16 protein-coding genes and 7 pseudogenes are annotated in these 18,590 nt (G+C 37.4%); 9 read left to right on the forward strand and 14 right to left on the reverse strand.

Going from position 1 to position 18,590, the window contains the following annotated elements; all coding sequences use genetic code 11:
• A partial coding sequence (locus MOF34_RS20275; protein WP_268401511.1) for a methyl-accepting chemotaxis protein occupies positions 1-1,681 on the reverse strand: 1,681 nt, incomplete at its 3' end.
• A gap of 310 nt (positions 1,682-1,991) precedes the next feature.
• Here MOF34_RS20275 and MOF34_RS21125 point away from each other — a divergent pair.
• Together MOF34_RS21125 and MOF34_RS20285 are read left to right on the forward strand one after the other, a co-directional pair.
• A pseudogene (locus MOF34_RS21125) lies at positions 1,992-2,093 on the forward strand (hypothetical protein); the annotation flags it as partial.
• A gap of 55 nt (positions 2,094-2,148) precedes the next feature.
• A pseudogene (locus MOF34_RS20285) lies at positions 2,149-2,331 on the forward strand (4-hydroxyphenylacetate 3-hydroxylase C-terminal domain-containing protein); the annotation flags it as partial.
• Between the two features lie 63 nt (positions 2,332-2,394).
• Here MOF34_RS20285 and MOF34_RS20290 read toward each other — a convergent pair.
• Positions 2,395-3,092, reverse strand: a pseudogene (locus tag MOF34_RS20290) (expansin EXLX1 family cellulose-binding protein).
• Between the two features lie 250 nt (positions 3,093-3,342).
• On the reverse strand, positions 3,343-4,020 hold the full coding sequence (locus MOF34_RS20295; RefSeq protein ID WP_019714589.1) for a YoaK family protein: 678 nt from the start codon (positions 4,018-4,020) through the stop codon (positions 3,343-3,345).
• 158 nt (positions 4,021-4,178) lie between these two features.
• On the opposite strand from MOF34_RS20295, the gene MOF34_RS20300 reads away from it, so the two are divergent.
• Positions 4,179-5,216 carry a polysaccharide lyase family 1 protein gene (locus tag MOF34_RS20300; RefSeq protein ID WP_019714590.1) on the forward strand — a complete coding sequence of 346 codons (1,038 nt, stop codon included), beginning with the start codon at positions 4,179-4,181 and terminating at the stop codon, positions 5,214-5,216.
• 490 nt (positions 5,217-5,706) lie between these two features.
• On the opposite strand, the pseudogene MOF34_RS21130 reads toward MOF34_RS20300, so the two are convergent.
• From MOF34_RS21130 to MOF34_RS20315, 4 genes and pseudogenes are all read right to left on the reverse strand, one after another.
• Positions 5,707-6,099 (reverse strand): annotated as a pseudogene (locus tag MOF34_RS21130) (hypothetical protein).
• 68 nt (positions 6,100-6,167) lie between these two features.
• Entirely contained in the window at positions 6,168-6,884 is a 717-nt protein-coding gene (locus MOF34_RS20305; RefSeq protein ID WP_268401513.1) for an NPP1 family protein, read from the reverse strand.
• 650 nt (positions 6,885-7,534) lie between these two features.
• Positions 7,535-7,837, reverse strand: coding sequence for a hypothetical protein (locus MOF34_RS20310; RefSeq protein WP_268401514.1), 303 nt, complete (start codon positions 7,835-7,837; stop codon positions 7,535-7,537).
• Positions 7,838-8,086: 249 nt separating this feature from the next.
• Positions 8,087-8,502: pseudogene (locus MOF34_RS20315) on the reverse strand (DUF4944 domain-containing protein).
• 107 nt (positions 8,503-8,609) lie between these two features.
• On the opposite strand from MOF34_RS20315, the pseudogene MOF34_RS20320 reads away from it, so the two are divergent.
• Positions 8,610-8,890, forward strand: a pseudogene (locus MOF34_RS20320) (hypothetical protein); the annotation flags it as partial.
• A gap of 82 nt (positions 8,891-8,972) precedes the next feature.
• Here the strand turns inward: MOF34_RS20320 and MOF34_RS20325 are convergent.
• From MOF34_RS20325 to MOF34_RS20345, 5 genes are all read right to left on the reverse strand, one after another.
• Positions 8,973-9,167, reverse strand: a complete 195-nt coding sequence (locus MOF34_RS20325) for a hypothetical protein (RefSeq protein WP_268401515.1) — start codon at positions 9,165-9,167, stop codon at positions 8,973-8,975.
• Positions 9,168-9,434: 267 nt separating this feature from the next.
• The gene (locus tag MOF34_RS20330; RefSeq protein WP_268401517.1) at positions 9,435-10,346 is read right to left on the reverse strand and encodes a VanW family protein; all 912 of its coding nucleotides are present in this window, start codon (positions 10,344-10,346) and stop codon (positions 9,435-9,437) included.
• A gap of 497 nt (positions 10,347-10,843) precedes the next feature.
• Positions 10,844-10,990 (reverse strand): hypothetical protein, encoded by a 147-nt coding sequence (locus MOF34_RS20335; protein ID WP_268401519.1) that lies wholly within the window; start codon positions 10,988-10,990, stop codon positions 10,844-10,846.
• Between the two features lie 489 nt (positions 10,991-11,479).
• The gene (locus tag MOF34_RS20340; protein WP_019714597.1) at positions 11,480-12,370 is read right to left on the reverse strand and encodes a CPBP family intramembrane glutamic endopeptidase; all 891 of its coding nucleotides are present in this window, start codon (positions 12,368-12,370) and stop codon (positions 11,480-11,482) included.
• 237 nt (positions 12,371-12,607) lie between these two features.
• Positions 12,608-13,240, reverse strand: a complete 633-nt coding sequence (locus tag MOF34_RS20345; RefSeq protein ID WP_268401521.1) for a type 1 glutamine amidotransferase family protein — start codon at positions 13,238-13,240, stop codon at positions 12,608-12,610.
• Positions 13,241-13,502: 262 nt separating this feature from the next.
• On the opposite strand from MOF34_RS20345, the gene bla reads away from it, so the two are divergent.
• Positions 13,503-14,414 (forward strand): class A beta-lactamase, encoded by a 912-nt coding sequence (gene bla / locus MOF34_RS20350; RefSeq protein ID WP_268401523.1) that lies wholly within the window; start codon positions 13,503-13,505, stop codon positions 14,412-14,414.
• 425 nt (positions 14,415-14,839) lie between these two features.
• Here the strand turns inward: bla and MOF34_RS20355 are convergent, their stop codons facing one another.
• Together MOF34_RS20355 and MOF34_RS20360 are read right to left on the reverse strand one after the other, a co-directional pair.
• A complete protein-coding gene (locus tag MOF34_RS20355; protein WP_019714599.1) occupies positions 14,840-15,283 on the reverse strand; it encodes a hypothetical protein in 444 nt (147 codons plus the stop codon).
• Positions 15,284-15,526: 243 nt separating this feature from the next.
• Entirely contained in the window at positions 15,527-15,730 is a 204-nt protein-coding gene (locus MOF34_RS20360; protein ID WP_268401525.1) for a hypothetical protein, read from the reverse strand.
• A 721-nt stretch (positions 15,731-16,451) separates the two neighbouring features.
• On the opposite strand from MOF34_RS20360, the pseudogene MOF34_RS20365 reads away from it, so the two are divergent.
• From MOF34_RS20365 to MOF34_RS20380, 4 genes and pseudogenes are all read left to right on the forward strand, one after another.
• Positions 16,452-16,582, forward strand: a pseudogene (locus MOF34_RS20365) (SAR2788 family putative toxin); the annotation flags it as partial.
• 38 nt (positions 16,583-16,620) lie between these two features.
• A complete protein-coding gene (locus MOF34_RS20370) occupies positions 16,621-16,986 on the forward strand; it encodes a hypothetical protein (protein WP_268401526.1) in 366 nt (121 codons plus the stop codon).
• Between the two features lie 217 nt (positions 16,987-17,203).
• Positions 17,204-17,878, forward strand: coding sequence for an SOS response-associated peptidase (locus tag MOF34_RS20375; RefSeq protein WP_268401527.1), 675 nt, complete (start codon positions 17,204-17,206; stop codon positions 17,876-17,878).
• A gap of 69 nt (positions 17,879-17,947) precedes the next feature.
• On the forward strand, positions 17,948-18,590 hold a 643-nt coding region (locus MOF34_RS20380; RefSeq protein WP_268401528.1), incomplete at its 3' end, for an RNA ligase family protein.

Here is an 18,590-nt window from a genome sequence, read left to right on the forward strand (position 1 = left end):
ATTTAAAACGATGAATAACAGTTTGAAGTTCTTCCGCCAACTGGGATAGAGACTCTGCAGCATAAGAAATTTCCTCCATTGAATGAAGCTGTTCCTGTGATGATTTTGCAACCGCTTCTGTATTTGCTGACGTTTCTTTTGTACCAGCGGCTAATGTATGAACTGTATGCTGAATCACTTCAACCCCTGATGTAAGCTGCTGTGTTGCCGCTGCCACTTCTTGTATTTGAGAAGTGACCTGTTCCACCAGATTCAGTATTTCATTGAAATTCCCTGTTGTCTCTTGAGAAAGCACAATACCTGAGCTCACATTTTCTTGAACAACCTTAATGTTATTCACTGTTTCAACCGATTCATTTTGGATGGCTGTTACCACAGATTGGATGTGATTGGCTGACTTATTCGTTTCATCGGCCAATTTCCGAACTTCTTCTGCCACCACAGCAAATCCTTTTCCTTGCTCTCCGGCTCTGGCCGCCTCGATCGCTGCATTCAGTGCCAGCAAATTTGTCTGCTCGGAAATATTTGTGATTAGCGAAGAAATATTGCTGATTTCTGCTGTGCTTGCTACCAATGCCTGCAAGCCATTGCCTGCTGAATCTACAGATTTATCAATGAACTTCATCTGGTCTAACATTTTGTTGACGGATTGAGATCCTATTTCAGCCTTGTCTCTCATCGACGAAGATAGATCCGCTATGTTACCAGTATTTGAAGCAACAGATGATATACTGTCTAATAACTCAGTAATGGAGTCTGCACTCTTTTCTGTCATTGAGCTTTGCTTCCCATTGCTGTCGGCAGCCATCTGCATCGCTCTGGAGATATGTTCAGAAGTTGATTTGGATTCTTCCGCGCTTGCCGATAATTCTTCGGAAGATGCGGCGACTTGTTCAGATGAGCTGCTGATCTGCTTCACAATTTGAATTAATGAATGGGTAAAAGAATTGAAAGATTGAGCAAGCTGACCAAATTCGTCCTTATTCTTCACAATGACTTTTTTGGTTAAATCCGCCTCGCCATGAGCAATTTCTTCAAGCTGCATATTCATACTTCTCAATGGAACCATAATGGACTTTAATAACAATAAGCTTAAAACAACGCCTACCATTATTGATACCGCTGTGACAATGATGATGAACCATTGACTCATTTCCCCTTTGCTGCGTATTTCACCTTTTAGATCCTCCACCTCTTGATCCAGGCGATCAGACAGCTTATTGACAGCTGGATCTACAACTTCTTTTCTTAATGTTCTTTCTTCTCCAAAATGGATGGTTCCTGCTTTTTTAGGATCTGAAGAGTAGGCTTTTAATACTTGCTGATTTAAAGCTCTATACTGAGTAAGGCTTGTTTTAATGTCTTCAATATGTGATTGATATTTCTCTTTATCTGTCAAGTCATTGACCCGATCAAGGCTCTTTAAGACATCGTCTGCTTTTTCCTCCATTCCCTCTTCATACTCTGTGTCTCCGGTAATCAGAAAGCCTCTCTCATCATTTGATAAACCGGCCAATCGATATTGGATGTATTTCATTTCTTTTTGGAATTCCATTTTGTCTTTCAGTTCTTCATTTTTTGTCACAGCAGAAGAAATCATAAAAATGGAAGAACTTCCAATTCCAATCATTGAAAGAACTAATATTGATACTATCCCCAGTAATTTTGTTTTCACTTTCATGTGTAGTATTCCTTTCTGCACGATGTATGATCGAAATAGCATTCGCTTACTTCTATATCAATTATATCGACATGTTTTATAAAGGTTTTATAGTAATGTCTTACCCCGTGCATAAGCAAATTGTTTACATCTCTGGACAATGCAGAAAAAACACGAAAGACATATACTGCCTTGTTACATAGTATTTCAATTTACTCTTTTCATTAAGGCATACTAAAAAAGGCTTTTCCTATCTCAAATTAGGGAACGGGCTGTTCTTTCGAAAATATAATGACATTACGCAGCATGATGTGAAGGAGCGAAACGTCAAATGGGGATCATCAATGGAAAAGAATTCATTGACCGATTGAATAAACTAGAAAACGAAATATGGTATGATGGCGAAAAATTAGAGGGTAACATTTCTGATCATCCTGCATTTAAAGGAATAGTCAAAACGAAAAGCTCGCTTTATGATTTGCAAATGAAAGATTTTCCGCTTGGCGTGGGATTTAACAATGAGTTCATTCGGAACAAGGCAAACACACTACGAAAGATACTTTTTCGGAGATCCTATTCGGATTTCAAGCAGACTGTACACTAGTTATCCAAAGCAGCAGCAAGTAAACATGATTAAAGCGTTTTTACATGATGAAGATGTTGATGATTGATACCTATTCTCTTCATATAACGAAATGAAAAAACAGCGGGAAAGGTCCGCTGTTTCGTATTTTTCATTCAGGAAACTGTACATGGCCGGGCACTGTATATGCATTGGACGTTCCGCTTTCAGGCAGCTTCGGAATGGTATCTTTCACAACTTTTCCACGGATGTCAGTCATTCTGACTTTGAGAGAGCCTGTCCCTACATTAGTGCTGACAAAATGGTTATAGTCCATTTTCTCCATGTTAATCCACTTACCATCCTTCTCATATTCCATTTTCATAACAGGATACTTGTGATTTCTGACTTGAATTGCAGCCACCATCTGCTGCTGCCTTCTTTGACCCGGTATGTGAAATTGCCGGTGATTGGGGCTTTGACAACACGCCATTTAATATTGATTTTTCCGTCTTTCATATCGCCGATTTTTCGAAAGGCATTAGGTGACAGATCAAGAGCTCCCCGAGCACCTTCAGGATATAGGTCGGTAACGTAGACAATTGTTTTTCCTTTTGGCCCCACAACTTCCAAATAGGAGCCTGCAAGTGCCGCTTTCACTCCCCCGTAATTGAGATCTGCAGGATTTATTGCGGTAATCTCCATATCAGAAGGAATGGGATCCAGCAGAAAAGCTCCTCCTGCATAACCTGACCCTGTATAGGTTGCATAGCCTTCATGCATGTCGTCATATGCTGCCGAAGCTTGCGGGGAAAAACAAAGGATCATCAACAAAACCATACTAACAATTGCACTGATATCCTTTTTCATAAATCTCCTCCTCAATACAGACTTCCAAATGAGAATTATTATCATTTTAAGACTCAATCCATTGGTTTGAAAGAGGAAATAGATTCATAGATGATTTTAAGACAGATTCACTATCATATATATATCAAAGGTAAGGTTTTTATGAAAAAGTCAATACGAATGAATGGGTATACCCACCAGCCGATTTTCTTATTTTTATTTACTGAGCTATATAGCATAGCCATAAGAGCTGATGACCTGATATCAGCTCTTATTTTTCCGCGCTCAGTTTCAACTTAGCGGTCATCATGATGCCAAATATGAGAACAATCGGAACCCAAATAATGATGTTGTAAAAATTAGGCTCAGCTAAAGCTACAATAATAGCCCCCACACAATATAAGACAATAGCCAGCGCTCTTAACACAGCATCTCTTAAGAATGTCTTCTTCTGTTTCTTAAAAAACAAACGGCCGGACAAATCCTCTAAAAGAGAAGCCAATGTTCCGGTCAACACAGTAGAAGAAATACCTGCGATTCCCAGCTTTTTAGCTGCTGTTGTTTGAATCCCCATAGAAATGCTCAAGAGAATAATAAGAATGTATACAGGAACAAAGGCCGAATAAAAAGATAGACAAGCAAAGACAAATAAAATGAATGCTTCAAGTGCCAGAGCTTTTGTCACAGCAGAAGGCCAAAGAGTATTTTCTGCCTTTCCAACCATCAGTGTTGAAATAATCACGCCGCATATAAATCCGATTAGCGCAGTCAAAGAATTAAAAACTGTGGCCTGAAGAGATTTGCCGATCGCTAACCCAAATAATACAATATTTCCAGTCATATTCGCTGTGAACACATGTCCAAGGCTTAAATACCCGATTACATCCACGATTCCAGCTGTTAAACATAAAAGTGAAAGCAAGGTGTTTCGATAAGCTGCTGCAGTCAATGGTATATCAATCCTTTCTTCTGTTTTAATTGTTAGCGCAATCTGTATTTTAAATAACCCAGCATTAATTAGGACGATAGAACCTATCATTCCTTTTTATTTACTGTAATAATAATCCTTGCAAGGAAATTATTACATTTGAAAGGGAGCATATTGTGATGAAACGATTTTGTTTATGGTTTGCCATGTTCAGCTTGTTATTGGTTCTCTTGCCTGGAAAAGCGTTTGGAGCCGTCGATTTTCCAAACACCTCAACGAATGGCCTTTTAGGATTTGCCGGAAATGCTAAAAATGAAAAAGGCATTTCTAAAGCGAGCACAACGGGAGGAAAAAACGGCCAGATTGTTTACATTCAAAGCGTAAATGATTTAAAAACCCATCTAGGAGGCTCAACTCCGAAAATTTTAGTGCTTCAAAATGATATTTCCGCATCATCGAAAACAACAGTTACAATTGGCTCAAACAAAACACTCGTAGGCTCTTACGCGAAAAAAACGTTAAAAAATATTTATTTAACCACTTCATCTGCCTCTGGGAACGTCATTTTTCAAAATTTGACTTTTGAACACAGTCCGCAGATTAACGGAAATAATGATATCCAGCTTTATTTAGATTCCGGCTTCAACTACTGGATTGACCACGTCACATTCTCCGGCCACAGCTATAGTGCAAGCGGCAGTGATTTGGACAAGCTCCTGTATGTCGGGAAATCAGCAGATTATATCACCATCAGCAACTCAAAATTCGCGAATCATAAATACGGTTTGATTTTAGGATACCCAGATGATTCACAGCATCAATATGACGGCTATCCCCACATGACAATCGCCAACAATTATTTTGAGAACTTGTATGTTAGAGGCCCGGGTCTCATGAGATACGGATATTTTCATGTGAAAAACAATTACAGCAACAACTTTAACCAAGCGATTACAATTGCCACAAAAGCAAAAATATATTCTGAATATAATTACTTTGGAAACGGCAGTGAAAAAGGCGGAATCCTTGATGACAAGGGCACTGGTTATTTCAAGGATACAGGCAGCTACCCTTCTCTTAATAAGCAAAGCTCTCCGCTGACTTCCTGGAATCCCGGATCTAATTACAGCTACCGTGTCCAAACGCCGCAGTATACAAAAGATTTTGTCACGAAATATGCGGGATCACAAAGTACAACTCTGGTATTTGGCTACTGACACAAAAGAGGCTTGCGTAAAAAACGCCAAGCCTCTTTTTGTACTTATAGGCTTATTTTAAGCGCTCTTGTCACACTCTATCAAATCTAGGTCCGGTCAAACTATTCTTACCAAAAGTGTATTTTCTCTTTCACAATAACTGCTTAAATCGGCTTTCTTATTATACCAGTTTATCGCAAGTATAAAGAATCCATATGACAAAGTTTAAAATAGATTCTTCTTTTTGAATCTCATATCATCTATAAATCAGACCCCTAATCCTCCTGCACAGAACCCGTGACTATCGCTGTCTTGGACATCAACATTTACCTTTTGCCATGAGTTCTGGTGATTAGATATTTATTTTAACAAATTCTCCACTTCATTTAGTCTGCAGAGGCAATAGAAAGCTTGGCTCTAAATGCTCCCCTTCCTAAACTAGATGCCCTTTATATCTTTAGACAGTAAAAAAAGGCCACGTTTTAGATTGGCCTTTACATTCAAACTTTTATCAATATTCGTATACATTATCAAACTGATAACCGTATAAACCTCTAACTTTCACTTCTCCACAGTCTTGATCTTTCGTTAACTCTAAATATTGGTTTTTGAACGGCACCGTCTCGTTTGATCACTTGCGCTTAAATCAAAATGGTCACCTCTAAAATTTTGCTCAATTAGCGTTATTTCGTATCCTGATAAAGACAGGCGAAATATCCTAGCATGAACTGTGCATAATTGTGAATCGGTATCCGAATAATTGAGAGGGAAACCTACTTGGATTGACTCATCGGGCATCATGAACGTTTTTTGGTTTCCTGTCATCGTAAAACTTACTATTTCCTCATTTTTCAGAAGCATTCCCTGCATAGATTGTCATCAAAAACAAAGCTAAGATTAACATTAAATTTTGGGTCTGTTCCTTTAGCTTGTCATGAAAATGCTGAAAGAATCTAATGACTATTCTATGAATTATCTAAACCATGCCTTTTCTAAATGATTTGTGAAGTTAGGATCATTAAAAGGGACATTCGCTTTACCGAAATCCGTTATATTTAAAGCATTCCTCGCTTCCGGTGTTAAGTCTTCCCACCCGATTAATGGCTGAGTGCCCCCTACTTGATCACTAATATGCAATTCATGGTTTAAGGGCCATGTGCTGTTGTATGCAATTAATGGATGTGTGTCCTTCATGTTTCTTTCATTTGGTTGAACATTTGTAAATTTCCCATGGCCGGAGTATGCAATTGATAAAACTTTTGGATTTTGACTAGACGGATTGTCGACCCAAACTACGATTCCTTCCCAGTCATGTCTATGACCCAAACCTGGAGAAGGCTCATCCTTTGGAAAATACCAAGAATACATGATTGCCCACACGCCATTGTACAAAGTTGAACGTGAATAAACTTGTCCGGTATGTTTGCTGCAACCTCCTTCAGGCGCTCCAGTTGGCTGTAAGCCGCCACTTGTATTGCCTTGTGCATCTACTGCTGGAAAGGGTACACAGCCGCTATAAACCTTCAGATACGGCTGAAACTTTTTTTCGACTTTCTGAACAACAGTAGTTGGGACAACTTCTTCGAAACCTACTACTTTGTCATGACCAATGACAGCAGCATCAACTGTTGGAACTAAGCTGATAAAAGCGAAAAATGACATCAAAACAGCAAACGCAATTTTCCTCATTTCACTTTCCTCCTACTGCATTCGTTATGTAGAGCCTAAGCTGCAACGTCATTATACAAATAGTGGAACCCGCTATTCAATCAAGTTTACAGAATCTTAAAACTAATAAACATAGTCTGTACAATCGTTCAGCCACTCAATTGAATGAATGCATTGCTTCTTTACATTCAACTGTTAGACAGCAACCGGTTTCGCCTTTTTGTTTCATGTTTCCAGCCTGTACAATATTCTAGAAATCGGCCTGTCGAAGACCGCTTGTCAGCAAACATCGATGCACAGAATCGTATGCAGTAAAAAAGCTTTGTTTCTTAATGCCAATCCATTATATTTATAATGAATATTTAGTACACAGATCATTTAGTAGATTTTATGCGATTAGTTTCAAATAATATTATTATGTAAACAAATAGTGTGTAAATAAGCAATGTAAACTCCTTCAGACATTGGGGTTTACATTGCATTAAGTCTTAATTTTTTGCAAAACAGCAAAGTGTATTGACACATCTAGAATGAAAATCGCTTTACTTTTCAGCTTTGTCAGAAATATAACTGAACCACATTAAACTTACAAAACCTGCAGCACCCATGATTGTAAATATGATATGTGGGTAAATCCATAGTCTTCCTCTCCTAGAATACATTTTGGATTTTTAATTAAGGCCTTCTTCTTTCTTTTTCTTGTCCAGTTTAATACTTATAAGTATGTTGATAATTGCAGCTGGGAGATATAAAAATCCTACTCCCGTTATGCCTGAAATTGTGCTTAAGCTTACTATGAAACTTTTTGTCATAACTTGACTGTCAATCAAAATGAGAAGTGTAATCAATCCAGCTAAAACACCTATAAACCAAGCATTACCAACAGCATAAGAATCATCCAGCACTCCTAGCCATTGCCCCAATATTGAGGTTCCAATAGCAGTAAAGCTGGATATGAAAGTGAGTGTTTTCATTCTCGCCCCTCCGTATTAAAGCCAATCTCATTTTACGTAATCAACTGATTGAATATATAAAGATAGGCTATGAGATTTTTGTTATAATAAATTCAAATTTTGAAAACTGCTATACCGTCTCCATCACTTCAAGGCTGCGCAATTTTCTATCAGCATATACAGGATCTTATATTGCTGTACTAAAATCCTACAAATTAAAAAGTAACACCAATGTGGTCACCAATTCATCAAATGAGCTACCTTGGCTTCTTATATAAATTTTATTTCTACTGTCTGTACTTTCTCGCCTGTCTTCCACTTACTTTCACTAATACGTCATGTACTATTACTTCATCTTCAGGCATATCATTAAAGGTAGCGATGTGGTCCCCCATATGTCCTCCCCCTGGCAATTCTTCATCTATATATATTTTTACTCTCATCATACTTTTTTCCATCTATGTATAAGTTTTTCAATAACCGACCTTTTTTCTTCTTTCTTACTCCCCAGCCAATACAAATTTTCAGGTCCAATTGAGTCTTGTCTGATTTTTAAAGGGTAGAAACCCACAGTCCGCTTTTCCCGCTGCCCTCACATTTCACTTTGTTTCCTGATATACGATGCAGATCATCAGAAATACAGCTATCATCAATAACCACTTTTTATTGTTGATCTTTTTCCTCACTTCCCCTCAATCTTTAGTAGAAAATCAGATCAAAATGTTACTGAAAAGAAAATAAGTCAGTGATTCAATAACAGATGGCTACTCACTTTCTTTCACAAAATCCTTAGTATAAAGGCGAGTATCAAAAAACCTTTGACATTTTGTCCATGTTGCGGTTTTGGTTTGGATACAGTGAGGACAATGATGTGAGATTAGGCTTTATTGTAACTCCGGATCATTTGATTGAGGCTGCATTTCAATTGTATTGCAACAATGAGTTGAGTCCGGAATGATTATTGCTTACCTGAGAATTGCAAATAGAGGCTTCTTAAAATTTGAAGTTCTGTTGAAACGATTGAAAAACCTATATCTCAACATAGAAAATTTTGAAATTAACGGCTTTAAATGATTAACTAGGGTGCTTTTGTTGGAGTCTTTGTCTTTACAATGCCAAGCTAAAATGCATATCAACAGTACTTTTAATACTTTCTCTACTCGTATTCGATAAAGACTTTGTGATGGTCAACAAACATTTCACTTCCATCAGATAAATGGATCCAAAAAGCTTCCTCTGGTTCTTCTCTATAGTCATATATCGCAGTAACTTTGACGTTTGACTCATGTATGATTGGTTTTCCAACTGTTATTTTCGTTTTTTCCTTTGGCAAAGTAATGGATCTAATCATAAAACCATCCCATCTTATTCGTTTACTCTCCCTCCCCCTTCCTTTCACATACAGTTTCCATATGCTGATTTCTCTCATCTATAAGTAATATAAATATTCTATTCCTGACTGACAAATTTTAATATAAGCTGCTTTAACATCCTTTTACGTTCAGATAATAACAACTTCTAATTCAGAGGCTTTATCTGCCAAGCATAAATTGCTTGAACCTCGACGGCGAGCCATTTTTTATCTTTCAGCTTTGTTTTTCCCTATAGTAGTATCCTATTACCGCTCAGCGTTTATTTCTTTCGGTATCTGAGATGGGGCTTTAGGAACTTTTCTCAGTTTTTTATTGATTACATCTGAAGAGTAAAGCGTAACAATCATACTGCTCCCATGACTTTTTGCCCGAATGAGTATTGGCTGGTTATATTGGTTTTGAAAGAGAAAGTCAGGACCTCCCCAGCTTACTGTAGCATCACGTCCGGGCGGAACATATGGCACGCTTCTTGTATGTGAATAGCGCTGAACGATTCGCAGCCCCGCGCGATCGACTGCATTAAATAGTGTAGATGATACCTGACAAATACCTCCGCCCACCCCTTCAGACAACTCACCTTTAACAATAATGGGCGCACTCTTATATCCTTTGTCCCGGGTTCTCATTCCGACAACTTGGTTAAATGAAAAGGTCTCGTTAGGAAAAACAACATGATTGTCAATCGCTTTTGCAGAAAGAGAAATATTATGTGTTCGGCTTTTATTATTCGAATTAAAATATGTTACGTACTGACCGAGCCGCTGTGTACTGATGTGAGCAAGCATTTCGCTGTCAACTTCTGGATAAATATTCAATTCCGGCACTTCTACTTTGGAGGAGCCTTGTCCATAGAAATAAGAATAAAACTTCTCCATAAACGCCTGTTGATACAACTTGTACCCAACCCTGCCCGGGATGATGCCTCCATGATCGTTAAGCACAGCATTTATCGGCTCCCGGTAAACTTGCTGATCTAGCTGTTCGATGAATTTACGGTACTTTTCATGATCAATCATCGGGGTACCGGGAAGAGGCATTGTAAAGTTTTCGCGGTTAACAGTAGCAATCGTCCGTCCTTGCTGTGTAACCGTTAAGCTGTCAGGCGGCCCGCTCGGTTGAGCCAATAATAAAAAACCAGTGATCCAAATTTGTATCATAAGCCGGTTTACCTCCCGACCATTAGTATGAACATCAGCTTTTCCTTTGATGTATTTCTTCTCATCGTTTGTTTGAAGATTTAAATGCCTATTCACTTTATTCACTTTTTTAGTGAAAATAGAAAAGCCCTCATAAGTGAGCAATATCTCTAATGATTCTCATCAATTCCCTGAGCTGACTGAAGCTATCATCTCAATTCGCAGCGCATGTTTAAAATCGACTAAAGTTAAGAGCATTTCCCTTAAATGATGCTTATCTAAAAATGAAAACTCCCTTAACAACAATAAAAAACGCCAGAGTATAAACATGACTTTTTAACCTTCTTTTGATTGAGCTCCAAGTGAACACACTTCATGTTTCAAAATGTGGTTTAAAGTGTAAATGTTCCACTATATCAAACTCAATCATTAGACTATACAATTCTTCTTCATATTTCCTTAACAAGCTCGTATACTCCAGCTTACTCCTCCAATCTATTAAATGATTATGCTAGTTTTTATTTGTTTTTATCTTTTGGAAACGGTATTATCATAGGAATGAATAACGCCCATAACGGAAGGGCGCTCTTGGTAACGATAATACCTACTGAAGAAGCCAAAGCAGTCGATATCCATATGACTGCATAAGGCGTGGTTGGTTTCAATGTAATCCCCCTGATTTTATTTATGTAACTCAAAAGTGTGTACGCGCCTTCCAATACTTGTCACAGCAGTATACCATTTTTACCTTGATCGATACAATTATGCTCTTTTTGGAAGACTAGCAATTTATGCAATTGTGCAAATATGTACAGGCTTTATCCAACAGAGCATATCTATCATAATCCATTTAGAGCTAGATGATTGGTGGTGCTCCATGTATTTCAAGAATGAATGATGATTTTAAAAAATGATGACGATTTTTTCATTATCGTTTTATACTTAGTTGACCTGAAATATAACATATATTGCAACTTCAGCTACAAGAAGATAAATCATGTATCTCGCATAAATGAATACATCTTCATCCGCATTTTTTTGTCTTTTGAAAATCCATGTGAATAAACCTAATACAGTTAAAACCGAGATGATTCAACAATTATTAAAATAGACATTCTTAATCGACACCTTCCAATTTGTACATAAACCAGTCGTTATACATCTTGGCCTTTTCTCTTATTCTTACGCCGCCAGCGAGCTATTACTGCTGGCATTAAGAGTAGAGTACCGACAAAAAGCAACATAAACAAAATTACAAACAACGCTCCTGTTCCCGGAACAATTTCTTCATACGTAATAAAGCGTTTATCCCCCTGCAGGACGAAGAACCGAGAATTTTCAAGAAAGGCTAGATGAAAGCCTATAGACGTCCATAAGCTTCCTGTTACTATGCGCAGCAGTTGAAGGATGAATCCAAAAGACAACAATAAAACAATGTAATCTAATGTGATAGCAGGTGATTCAATTCCTGCTATATATTGCAAACCACTTACAGTTAATGGTGCTAGCACAAATAGGATCGGCTGTAGGAGTATGGCTATGAAACAATTAAATCGCCTGTTCAGAGCATAGTACATCGTCCCGCGAAAAGTTAATTCCTCTGGAAAAGCTTCGTAAAAAAAAGCGATCATCATGTTTAAGAGCAATACAGTAACTAAATGGGCGGAGAAATGAAATTGTGTAATTTTGATCCAGCCCAACAAATGGGCGATAGCAAATCCAGATGCTGATAGAACAATCACATACATTGCGCCCAAAATGGCTTTCGGAATGGCTTGCCGCCATCCAGACAGTCCGATAGAGTAGAATGGTCTACTAGAAACCCGCTTAAGAAGAAAATAGAGCAACGGGACAGTAATTAATGTTACTAAACCTGCTTGGATTCCTTGCTGCAAAAGCTTGGAAGCCCCTGCTTGGCGGGCCATTGTACCAATTAAAGTAGCAAAAAACAAAGCAAAAACAAACGTTCCCCAACTGAGCAAGATCGTTACCAACCATTTTGGTTGATTGTTTTGTTTTCCGCTTTGAGTATGATGAAAATGCATTTGGATACCCCTTTCATTCATATAAGCACTAAACAAAAACATAAATTGCGTGACTTATATTTAAACTTTATTATCATAATACGTTCCAGATGATGGGTTCGTTTCAAATTTCTGCATTACCCTACTCAGTTGCGTCGTTTTCTTTCTTAATAAATAGACACACTTTGTCTCATTGAAAATTATTTAGACTTTTAACAAAAAAATGCCCCTTCAGTTCAGGGGTATTTGGTAATGATTCTATCCATTTATTGTATTCATTAGCTCGAAGAAGTATTCAGGCTTTTGGGTCTTATTTAGCTCATACCATGAATGCAATGTTTCTGGTGCAAATACTTCTAATTTTTTCAGTACTTCCATCGCAAATTCCAGAGGGGCAATTCCTGAAGCAGTAACCAAATTTTTATCAGATACTGCAGGTGCCAACTCATATAATGTTTCTCCTTTATAATGAGGACAGACCATTTTCAAATAAGCTAAGTCATTGCAAGTGTGCTTTCTAGAATCTAAGTATCCATAATGGGCGAGACCCTCGGTTGCACCACAAATGGCAGCTACAATCGTGCCAAGCTTTAAAGCTTCGCCAACTTTTTTCAAGATCGGTTGATGAACATCTTCTCCCCAAGTATTTCCTCCGGGTAAAATCAAAAGATCTTTACTCTCAAGAGTACACTCATCAAGGATAATATCTGGTTTTATGCTCAGTCCCCCCATCGTCGTAATCATTTCTTTATTAGCTCCTACTGTAACTACTTTTAAAGGTGCTACATCTTTTTTAAAATATCTCCCTGAGTTTAGTTCAGCAATTAAATAGCCATATTCCCAGTCTGACATGGTTTGAAATACATAAAGATAAGCTTTTTTTGTTTGCATACATAACACTCCAATCACAATTGATAAAGCCCATTAGGATGACTTCATGACCATCCTTTTAATGCCTTATGGGTGACAATAGGAACAATGATAAAAATCTCATGCTACCCTGCCCTATTAACATATTAAAAATCAAAAAAACGAGATGAATAAAAAGGTTTTTGTTAAACATCTCATTGGTAATATATCGATATTGCTCCTATTTTTGTGGTATTAATAGAAGGTGAGTACAAAATCAATTTAAATTAGGAGGTCGTTTCATTTGAAAAATAAAACCACATTAAACCTTGGAATATGTATTGGACTTTTATGTTTAAGCCTTACGGGTTTCAGACCCTTTTACGGATCAACGCATGCAGAAGCAAAAGCTATAGGAGACACAAAAATGACAAGCTGTATGACGAAAAAATTTGTTCAACTTGAGAAAAAATTTGATGCCAGGCTTGGTGTTTATGCAATTGACACAGGCACAAACAGGACGATTGCCTATCGGCCGAATGAACGGTTTGCTTACGTATCAACCTATAAAGTTCTAGCCGCAGCTGCTGTCCTGAAGAAAAACCCAATTGAAAAACTTAATGAAATGATTCACTACAGCAAAGACGATCTTGTTACATATTCTCCAATCACAGAAAAACACGTAGATACAGGCATGAGCTTGAAGGAAATCTCAGAGGCTGCTATCCGTTACAGCGATAATACCGCTGGGAACATATTGCTGCAACAGCTTGGCGGCCCTAAAGGATTCGAAAATTCACTGAAACAGATTGGGGACCAAGTAACAAAGGCAAATCGATTTGAGACAGATTTAAACTCTGCCATTCCTGGAGATATTCGTGACACAAGCACCGCAAAAGCACTAGCAACCGACCTTAAAGCTTTCACTGTGGATAACACTCTCACGGCTGATAAGCGCACGATCTTAACTGATTGGATGCGGGGGAACGCTACTGGTGACGAACTAATTCGGGCAGGCACTCCTATAGGATGGGAAGTCGGCGATAAATCTGGAGCCGGAAGTTACGGAACACGAAACGACATTGCTATCGTTTGGCCGCCTAATAGAGCACCTATTGTTTTGGCAATCTTATCTAAGCGGTTTACGAAAGATGCTAATTATGATAACGCTCTTATCGCTGAGGCTGCAAAAGTCGTTCTTACCGATCTCAAGTAAGTAAATCAAGATTGTAAAGTGAAATACATGATTGACCTAGCTTTCTTGAAAGCTGTTTTTTTAAAACCACACCGTTCATTTTTCATGAACGGTGTATTTCATCTTCTCAGCAGTTCACCCTTCTTTTTTAGAATAAGAACTCCCTATCGATATGATTAAGACTTTTTTTGGAACACAGCAACTTGTGCAGTTCAATCTCTAGATATGTACAAAACTTTATTCAGCAGCTCTCTTGGATATCGCTCCATTTTCGTCATTATATATAACTTTCAGACAGTCGGGATACTAATGTCCTTCCGTCTATTATGACTTTAAATTTGATTTAATCAATATTCTCACCTTATGGTTATTCCTGATAAATTAAATTGATCATTAAGCTTACAATAATGGCCTAGGCTTTTTATTCACTTGACCTTGTAGAACATTTAAAAAGGATAGTCATCTGGCTCTTCATGGTCAAATCCATATGTGCCTTTTATTTTAACATCTCCGCATCCTGGATTTTTTGTAATCTCTAGAGAGTGATTTTTATACGGATCTCCTACTACTCGATCTGTTGCAGTAAAATCAAAGTGGTTTCCTGTGAACTCTTTTACACTTCTTGGAAAAACCCATCCACTCAGAGTTATTCTGTTAATTGTCATTGTTAGAGTGCAGCCTTCGGCATTAAAAATCGTAAATTTGTACCACAACCAAGTGGGATAGTAGTTCCAGTTGTCATAATCAGCCATCGAGAACCCGGTGGATTCCTCTGTCATAGTAAAACTCACTTTCTTATATTCAGTTGTAATCCTAGCAGCAGCACTGTTAATATCAAAACCTGAGATTAAACCAAAGCAGATCAAAGTCAAAATGATTAACCTTTTCATTCCCTCTCCTCCTCTATCAAATTATAACATAATTTGGTAATTGAGAGAATTTTTTTCGTTTATAAGTACAAGGATTGTGAGAACTTTAGTTACTTAGCTGCCATCTTTGACTTGTTTTGCAGAGAAACTGAGTCCCAGATCCAAAGATGATAGCAAATAAGATGCTAAATAAGTAAATTCGTATCCCCATTAGAAAGTCTAAGGTGTTTTTTTGATCAGTAATGAAAGCGAAGACTAACCATACTATGAAGGGAAATGCAAAGCAAGAAACGAAAACGCCCATGCCAATATGCCGAACATTACAAAGAACCTAAGAAAAGTCTCATACTTTGTAAGTCTTCGTTCTCTTTTTGTTTTACTCAACCTCCAATAAAAGGCGTAGCCGGAGAACAATAAAATTATTTGTCCAAGTTGCGACACAGATTCTAAAAGTTCTATACCATTCATTGATTTTCACCTCTTTTTCTTATGAGAACAGTGAAGTAGATTTTTATTATCTCAGATCAAAAAACCATTTAATACAATTTATGCATAAAAGTGGTAATATGTAATGTATCTATAAGAAATGATGTTCTTCCTTATCCAGCAAAACCATAAGTGTATGGTAGCAGAATATGTTATGTTTCTCCATTCTCTCTCATTTGCAGAGCTCCTAAGGAGAGCTCTGCAGATTTTGATGCGTTAATCAAATGGTTTTAGCTGCATTATATGTTCTTAAGTATCTTTGACGTCCACATGATATTTAAATCAAGACTTATTTTGAATAAATTGAAAAAATTAAACATTGCCCTTGTTGTTATTGTTTATTGATATATAGACAATGATTCTTTTTACTATAAGTTCTCTTTGCCAAAGAACATTGTAATGGTTGTTAAAGTCACCAAGTCATCATATACATATAAAAACAGTTGTTTCTATCTGACCGATATTTCATCCTTCCACCAATTGCTCTTTCTCCCCACTTTTAACGATATTAAATAAAATAATGCCCTCATCAATTGTCTTTTTGAAATATTGAATGTAACATACATAATCCTTAATACCCTTTTTAATAAATATGACCTTCATACAAACTGGTTAATGCGTGCTGCAGGCTGGGGTTCTATTTTTTAGAAACAATGATTTACAAAGCGCAGTCTATTGGCATGAAAAAGCAAGAGAAATTTTTGGATATTATCGTTACTATAAGTATAATAAGAAGACAAATGAATTCTTATCTGTAGACGACAAGGGAATAAAGATACTATCATAACGTACTTTAAGCCAAAACATCAAAATAGAGACGCTGGTTATAATTAATAAAATCAATAAAACTATAAATATATAGAGGGATTGCTATGCCAGAATTATATACATGTTTAATTTGCGGATATAGAGGATTAATTCAAAACCCATTTAACAAGGATGGTGAGTATCAAAAAACATTTGATATCTGCCCTTGTTGTGATTTTGAATACGGCTACAGTGAAGATCATGACGTAAGCTTAGGTTTTATTGTAACGCCAGATTACTTAATTGAAGCTGCAATTCAGTTATACCGAAAACAGTGGATTGAGAATGGAATGAAAATTGCAAATCCTAAATATATTCCAGATGAATTAAGAAACGGTGACTGCTTAAAATTTGAGGTGTTGTTAAAGCAATTGAATAGCCTAAATCTCGATACAGAAAACTTTGAAATCAAGGGATTTAATGGTTATTAGGCAGCTTCAAGCCCCCGGTATGGGGGCTTTCTTATGATTGTACAGTCTAACAAAAACTGTTTAATGTATAAATATCAATGCCCTTTTTCTTTCTCCATATCTCCTGATCAACATTTCAACTTCTTTAACCTCAACTGTTTGCTGCATCACATTCCTCCTTTTTGATTTTCATGTATCAAGCCTGTACAATATTCAAAAACCCTAAAGGATGATGAACATGTGTGGAAGATTCACTTTATTCTCTGAGTTTGATGACATCATTGAACAATTCAACATAGATCAATTCTTACCCGAAGATGAATATCACCCAAGCTATAATGTCGCTCCATCACAAAACATCCTTACAATCATCAACGACGGATCAAACAACCGTCTGGGCAAGCTTAGATGGGGACTTGTCCCTCCTTGGGCCAAAGACGAAAAAATCGGTTATAAAATGATTAATGCCCGTGCTGAAACGTTGGCCGAGAAACCCAGCTTTCGAAAACCACTCGTAAGCAAACGTTGTATCATACCGGCAGACAGTTTTTATGAATGGAAACGCCTTGATCCAAAGACTAAGATTCCTATGCGGATTAAACTTAAATCATCCAATCTCTTTGCTTTTGCCGGCTTATACGAAAAGTGGAACACACCAGAAGGCAATCCGTTGTACACTTGCACAATCATCACAACAAAGCCTAATGAGCTTATGGAAGACATTCATGATCGGATGCCGGTTATCCTTACTGATGAGAACGAAAAGGAATGGCTCAACCCAAAAAATACCGATCCTGATTATTTACAAAGCTTACTGCAGCCTTATGATGCTGATGACATGGAAGCATACCAGGTTTCATCTTTAGTGAACTCACCTAAAAACAATTCACCTGAGCTCATTGAATCCCATTAAGTACCACTGACATATCGCTTTATATATCACCCTTGCTTAGCTAATATGTTCTAAGTAGGAGGTGATATTTTGTTTGTATCGCCAATGTTATTGCATTCGATAAAGGAACCATTTGATGACGAGAACTATATCACTGAACTGAAATTTGATGGCATTAGGCTCATTCTTTCTAAGTTCGATAACCAGATTAAGCTGTACACTCGTCACAACAACGAAGTAACAAGCAAGTTTCCAGAACTCTTGGACTTAGATATTCCAGATGGAACCATACTCGATGGTGAGGTCATTGTATCTGCCCCAGGCGGTGCTCCTAACTTTGAAGCTGTAATGGAACGTTTTATGTCCAAAAAATCAGCCCACAACATCGTCTACTGTGTCTTTGATGTTATCTACAAAGACGGTCAGTCAATTGCAGCTAAGCCGCTCATCGAACGAAAAACAGTTCTGAACTCACTTGAGCTAAATCATCCTAATATCTTTGTAATTGAAGGAATTCAAGGTAACGGCCTCGCTTACTTCAATCTGGCCAAAGAAAAGAATTTAGAGGGAATCGTACTCAAAAAAGCTGACTCCCCTTATGAGATCAATAAACGTTCGCATAATTGGCTGAAAGTGATTAATTATGATTACACTGAAGTTCTCATAACCGGCTACACGAAGAAGGATATAAAATTTCTTCTGTCTTATCCTGATGGAACTGCAGCTGGGTTTA

The sequence above is a fragment of the Bacillus sp. T17B1 genome, assembly GCF_026796395.1.
Lineage (GTDB): Bacteria > Bacillota > Bacilli > Bacillales > Bacillaceae > Bacillus > Bacillus spizizenii_A.

Coding starts and splice junctions, on each gene's coding strand:
- MOF34_RS20355 (WP_019714599.1), bottom strand. CDS start 15,283: ATGAAAAGGTTAATCATTTTGACTTTGATCTGCTTTGGTTTAATCTCA.
- MOF34_RS20370 (WP_268401526.1), top strand. CDS start 16,621: ATGCCAGAATTATATACATGTTTAATTTGCGGATATAGAGGATTAATT.
- MOF34_RS20360 (WP_268401525.1), bottom strand. CDS start 15,730: ATGAATGGTATAGAACTTTTAGAATCTGTGTCGCAACTTGGACAAATA.
- MOF34_RS20310 (WP_268401514.1), bottom strand. CDS start 7,837: ATGAAAACACTCACTTTCATATCCAGCTTTACTGCTATTGGAACCTCA.
- MOF34_RS20300 (WP_019714590.1), top strand. CDS start 4,179: ATGAAACGATTTTGTTTATGGTTTGCCATGTTCAGCTTGTTATTGGTT.
- MOF34_RS20340 (WP_019714597.1), bottom strand. CDS start 12,370: ATGCATTTTCATCATACTCAAAGCGGAAAACAAAACAATCAACCAAAA.
- MOF34_RS20330 (WP_268401517.1), bottom strand. CDS start 10,346: ATGATACAAATTTGGATCACTGGTTTTTTATTATTGGCTCAACCGAGC.
- MOF34_RS20375 (WP_268401527.1), top strand. CDS start 17,204: ATGTGTGGAAGATTCACTTTATTCTCTGAGTTTGATGACATCATTGAA.
- MOF34_RS20305 (WP_268401513.1), bottom strand. CDS start 6,884: ATGAGGAAAATTGCGTTTGCTGTTTTGATGTCATTTTTCGCTTTTATC.
- MOF34_RS20325 (WP_268401515.1), bottom strand. CDS start 9,167: ATGATTAGATCCATTACTTTGCCAAAGGAAAAAACGAAAATAACAGTT.
- MOF34_RS20345 (WP_268401521.1), bottom strand. CDS start 13,240: ATGCAAACAAAAAAAGCTTATCTTTATGTATTTCAAACCATGTCAGAC.